A 1,322-nucleotide genomic window follows, 5' to 3' on the forward strand; every position below is an offset into this window, starting at 1 on the left:
GCATTTGCCCCTTTTCTGCACAGACAGGATAATCCGTGAACCTTATGTCAAGCGACTTTCGCGGCATAAGAGAGCTTCGCTCCATTATTCCACGGTTCGCCTGACAACGGTTCCGCTCCGTTATGCGGATGCCTGATTTTGAAGATTTCGGATTGTTTGTTGTCCAAGGAAAATGAGAAGCTGCCATTTGCCCGGCATGTTGTCGGCGCCTTTGAGCATCTCCACTTCATTGAGGACTTTATATCCGGCATGTTTATGTGGTCGGAGAAAGTTATAATAAGCAACCCAGAGAGCCAGGTCATAGCCTGCGCCGTCGATGTTATCAAAACCGTTTGTAGGCCTGTAAGAAGCCTTGTAAGTACGGTTCAGCCGTTCGATCATCTGCTTGAACGGACGGAATTCTCTGGAGACTTCATCGTCGTTGGTAAGTCCAATTACCTGGGTGATTTCAAACTTGAATTTTGCACCAAACTCGCGGAAGAACTGCTGCGCGGCAAGAGGATAGGCACTATAGCCGTCAGCAATAAAACGAAAGTTTTTTGGAAGCTCCGTTAAATGGCGAAAAGCCATCCTCATGGCGAGAATGCAGGGACCAACACCACGGTTGTCAGATACCTGATAGCCGATGATGGAGCGCCTGGCGGCATCCATGATGAACCAGATGTACGTCTTGATACCACGGATTTTGATATAGGTTTCGTCGGCCGTGAAGACACTGCCGGTGTTGTAATCGTAGTGATCGACAAAAGTCTTGACACAGATAGCGGCAGTTTTGCAGTAATTGGCTATCTGTTGATGAGAGATGGAGATGTTGTATAACTCCTTTAACGCCTGAGAGGTCTTTCTGAGAGATAATCCAAGATTGATGTGAAGGGTCAGGCACAGGGCCATGGTGTTGGAATCAAACTTGCTGAACTTCAGGGAAGAAGCGTTCTTTGGCAGGGAGTTTAAGTCCATGCGAAAGAAATCTATCGTGAATTCACGGTAGATGTAGTGGAGTTTGTATTTGTTTTTCCCATAGTCCTCATCCAGGTCGTTTTTATCAACTTTACGAAGATTGTGAAGATAGTAAGGACACTTGGGGTTCACACACTTATGGATGATGAAGTGCTTGCGGTTTTTCTTTGGAACAAGAGTATTTCCACAGTGTGGGCATCGGAGTTTGATGGAGGAAAAACGGCTTTCTTCTGGGGAGAATCTGGCGTCGCAGACCTTGCAGAGAACCTGCCCTTTGGAGCCATTGTTTTTGTACAGGAAAGGCTTTGGGGCATCACAACGAGGACAGCAGCAATCTTCCGGGATATCACACTGGGAGCGGCGGG

Annotated in this window: 1 protein-coding gene; it reads right to left on the reverse strand. The window is 47.4% G+C overall.

Annotated features, from left to right (window positions below; genetic code table 11):
- Positions 1–120: 120 nt before the first annotated feature.
- The coding region (locus tag CLOSYM_RS13545; RefSeq protein WP_044902430.1) for a DDE-type integrase/transposase/recombinase at positions 121–1,322 on the reverse strand (1,202 nt) is incomplete at its 5' end.

The organism is [Clostridium] symbiosum ATCC 14940, from assembly GCF_000466485.1.
GTDB classification, from domain to species: Bacteria; Bacillota; Clostridia; order Lachnospirales; family Lachnospiraceae; genus Otoolea; species Otoolea symbiosa.